Annotated in this window: 4 protein-coding genes and 4 pseudogenes; 4 read left to right on the forward strand and 4 right to left on the reverse strand. The window is 46.9% G+C overall.

Features of this window, described 5'->3' with window-relative positions; translation table 11 throughout:
- The 4 genes and pseudogenes from BGK49_RS10685 to BGK49_RS10700 all read right to left on the reverse strand — a co-directional run.
- Nucleotides 1–238 (reverse strand): transposase (locus tag BGK49_RS10685; RefSeq protein ID WP_032335914.1); only part of this gene is annotated, 238 nt, incomplete at its 3' end.
- A gap of 123 nt (nt 239–361) precedes the next feature.
- Nucleotides 362–1,202 (reverse strand): annotated as a pseudogene (locus tag BGK49_RS10690) (Rha family transcriptional regulator).
- Between the two features lie 421 nt (nt 1,203–1,623).
- A complete protein-coding gene (locus BGK49_RS10695; RefSeq protein WP_000379550.1) occupies nt 1,624–1,776 on the reverse strand; it encodes a DUF1391 family protein in 153 nt (50 codons plus the stop codon).
- A 202-nt stretch (nt 1,777–1,978) separates the two neighbouring features.
- Nucleotides 1,979–2,386 carry a helix-turn-helix domain-containing protein gene (locus BGK49_RS10700; protein ID WP_000787424.1) on the reverse strand — a complete coding sequence of 136 codons (408 nt, stop codon included), beginning with the start codon at nt 2,384–2,386 and terminating at the stop codon, nt 1,979–1,981.
- A 76-nt stretch (nt 2,387–2,462) separates the two neighbouring features.
- Between BGK49_RS10700 and BGK49_RS10705 the strand changes: the two are divergent.
- The 4 genes and pseudogenes from BGK49_RS10705 to BGK49_RS10720 all read left to right on the forward strand — a co-directional run.
- Nucleotides 2,463–2,691 (forward strand): annotated as a pseudogene (locus BGK49_RS10705) (Cro/CI family transcriptional regulator).
- Nucleotides 2,675–3,097: a toxin YdaT family protein gene (locus BGK49_RS10710; RefSeq protein WP_000702027.1), complete on the forward strand. Its 423-nt coding sequence runs from the start codon at nt 2,675–2,677 to the stop codon at nt 3,095–3,097. Before BGK49_RS10705 ends, BGK49_RS10710 begins: the two are co-directional and overlap by 17 nt.
- 90 nt (nt 3,098–3,187) lie before the next feature.
- Nucleotides 3,188–3,268, forward strand: a pseudogene (locus BGK49_RS31015) (helix-turn-helix domain-containing protein); the annotation flags it as partial.
- A 73-nt stretch (nt 3,269–3,341) separates the two neighbouring features.
- Nucleotides 3,342–3,619 (forward strand): annotated as a pseudogene (locus BGK49_RS10720) (transposase); the annotation flags it as partial.

Here is a 3,619-nt window from a genome sequence, read left to right on the forward strand (position 1 = left end):
CAAGGCGAGCTTCATTTAACGCCTTACGCAGTTGCAGAATTTCAGATTCCAGTTCAGCCACCGTGCGGGAACCAGGAGTACCGAGCCCTTTTCTGGCGGCGGTAACCCATTGTCCTAAAGTGCCTTCAGGAAGGGATAATCGGGAAGCGCCTTCACTGATCGAAAGTTGATTTTCAAGAACCGTTCTGACAGCTTCGGCTTTGAACTCTTTAGAGTAACGTTGGTTTTTTCTGCTCATTATTAGCTCCTTCTGATGCCATTCTATTTCAGGAAGGAGTGTCCGTTAAACTCAGGCTACCTCAGCCTGAGGGCAGGTGTAAAACAATAATCAAGCATGGGGTTCATATCCATAGCTCCATTTTTATTTTAAGGAAAGCAACTGCTCTACGGTCATGTTTTTAATTGCGCCCCGGTTTACAAGAGTCCAGCCCTGTTTTTCCAGATAAAACCGGAAAGTCTCCAGGGTACAGACCAGTGCGCCATCAGGAACGGTTTCGGTGAATTCGACATTGCCGAATTTGTCGAAGTGAACAACCAGAGTGCGACCATCACCCGGAATCATCTTGTCAGCAGGTGGGGTGTTATTCTGGCGCAGTTCGGCCTCCATGCGGTCGAACTCAGCAATGTAGGCTTCCTTGAATGTGGCGGCTTTTTTGCCCGTGAAGCCCATCACCAGGAAAACGAAGCCGTTTTTGGTGATTTGGTAGGCGTTATAAGAATTGCCGCGGTGTTCGAATTTAACCCGCGAAAAGTTGCTGGTTAAAAATAGTTCAGAACATTCGAGGGATTCTATTTTTTGAACAACATGGTGATGCTGCTTGCCAAAAAACTCAGCAATCGAAATAGAAGTAGTGACGGCGCGACCATTTTCGATGGTTACGTCAGGGTGAGAAAGGGTAGTAGCCATAATGACATCCTCAAGTGATAAGTTAATTAACTCACCAGCAGAGGTGCTAATCTCATGGGTGGTGAGACGCACAGGGTTAGCACTACCGGTCACTCGAGAACCCGGCCAGCCTTGCGGCTGCCCCGCACGCCTCACCATAATTTGAATGTGGCTGTGCATTACGCATAAAAAAAACCGCTTCAGCGCGGTTATGCGCTCGAGTAACTTTCGGGGTGCTAATCCCGGCGCCCGTTTTATGAGGTGCAGGTCCATTATAATTCCACCCGTTCTGGTTTTCAATAGCTACATTCAACATTTTCTCTTTCCTTTCATCACCGAAGTGAATTTTGTGATGCGGTGCCTAGTGCCTCCAGGTGACGTTAACCAGTTAACAATTACAGTCGGCTTTCCCACCCAAACCAATAAGGACTAACATGACTTTTAACTGTGCCGCGTGCGCTTAGCCGCATTCACCGCATCACAAAATTCACTTTAAAAAGGGCGGACATCAGCCAGCAATTAAACCGATGCCGCCAACTGGTACTTCACACAGCAATGTCGTTATTTACAACCGGAAGCGCACTCCCACCATTTAAATTTCACAGACAAGACCGACTCTTTATGAATACCGGAAATGCGCCTTCGTGTTGTGCCCGGTTTTATTTCACCACCTCCGGGCTTTGGTGGCCTCGGCTATACCTCTACAGCGAGAATATTGAATTAATCCAATAAATGGATTAGCTGGTATTTTTGGCAAGCCAGCGACGTGCGCCAGCTTCGGTTTTAAACGTTTTGCTTTTGGTATACGTCATGGCGGTGAATGTGCCGTCCTGATTGGGAAACACGCCACACACTAGGGATTCGTTGTTGCCAAGATCGATAGTATCCATGCTGACCTCATTTCCCCTTAACGCCGGGGTAGCGGAACTGTTTGCTGAGAACACCGTGCGGTGTCTTGATGAATGAAATTTAGAATAACCTAAGGTGTTGGGTTAAGATTTTATGTAGAAAAACCTAAGTTTTTTTGATGTAAAAAACACAAGTGTTTGAAAGTTTGTGCTTTTTATTACAGGGTGTGGAGAAAAAAGGGGATTATTTGTTTGCGCTTCTTTTGCGAGCTTTGAGTAGTTCTTCAAAAAGTTTGTTGAAATTTTCAACTCGAGCACGCATCTCTGACAACAGGGCCTTTTGCTCTGACTCAGGCAGTGCGTCGAACAGTTGAAGTAACTCTTTTTGATCTTCTGTCAGAATGGCTGGCTGATTATCCGGGATCGGTTCGCCTGGTTGTTTATCTTCATCCCCAAAAAGAAGCCAAGTCGGTGAGCACTGAAGCGCTTGGCTCAGTGCGAATAATCTTTTCCCCGCCGGCTGTGTTTCATCTCTTTCCCATTGAGAAATTGTTACGTGAGCCACTTTGACCAGCTTACCTAATGCGGCCTGAGACAGTTTTAATTTTTTACGCCTATGTAAGAGGCGAGCACCGAAGGTTTCGTTTTTCATATTAGGGAATTCTAATTTTTCTTGACTTAGGTTTCTCTACGAGCTAGTTTCCTTAGGAAAATCTAAGGAGCTCGATATGTTGAAAATTGATGCTATAGCGTTTTTTGGCAGCAAAACAAAGCATTGCCAATGCCGCAGGAGTTAGGCTGGCAAGCATTGCTGCATGGGGGGAACTGGTTCCTGAAGGTCGCGCGATGCGCCTGCAAGAGGCATCTGGCGGGGAACTTCAGTACGACCCCAAAGTTTATGACGAATATCGTAAGGCAAAACGACCTGGGAAGGTGATTCATGAAAATCAGGCATGAGCACATCGAATCAGTGCTGTTAGCCCTGGCAGCCGAAAAAGGGCAGGCGTGGGTCGCTAACGCAATTACTGAAGAATATCTGCGGCAGGGGGGCGGCGAATTGCCTCTGGTACCAGGCAAGGACTGGAACAATCAGCAGAATATCTATCACCGTTGGTTGAAAGGTGAAACGAAAGCGCAAAGGGAAAAAATTCAGAAACTGATCCCTGCGGTTCTGGCAATTCTTCCGCGTGAGCTGCGTCACCGACTCTGTATCTTCGATACCCTGGAACGCCGTGCATTACTGGCGGCGCAGGAAGCGTTGAGTACGGCAATTGATGCGCATGATGACGCAGTTCAGGCCGTTTACCGGAAAGCACATTTCAGCGGTGGTGGGTCGTCCGACGATTCTGTCGTTGTGCATTGATGTTTATGCCGAACCTCCTCTGGTTCTGTTGATTGGGGAATCACAGATTATATCCGGAGGAAGGTTCGGCACCAGACGAGGTTTCTATATATGAGCATGAAACTAATGGCAAAAGCAATGGAAATTAAAGTGGGTAATCCATTGCGTAAGCTGGTTCTGATTAAGCTGGCTGTGAAGTGGCACACTGAATTTGGCCACCTGAACAGAGGTGATATGCTCACCTCAGAACAACACAGGTGCTCCAATGAAAAAAAGAAATTTTAGCGCAGAGTTTAAACGCGAATCCGCTCAACTGGTTGTTGACCAGAAATACACGGTGGCAGATGCCGCCAAAGCTATGGATGTTGGCCTTTCCACAATGACAAGATGGGTCAAACAACTGCGTGATGAGCGTCAGGGCAAAACACCAAAAGCCTCTCCGATAACACCAGAACAAATCGAAATACGTAAGCTGAGGAAAAAGCTACAACGCATTGAAATGGAGAATGAAATATTAAAAAAGGCTACCGCGCTCTTGATGTC

This window comes from Shigella sp. FC1544 (assembly GCF_001722145.1).
GTDB lineage: Bacteria > Pseudomonadota > Gammaproteobacteria > Enterobacterales > Enterobacteriaceae > Escherichia > Escherichia coli.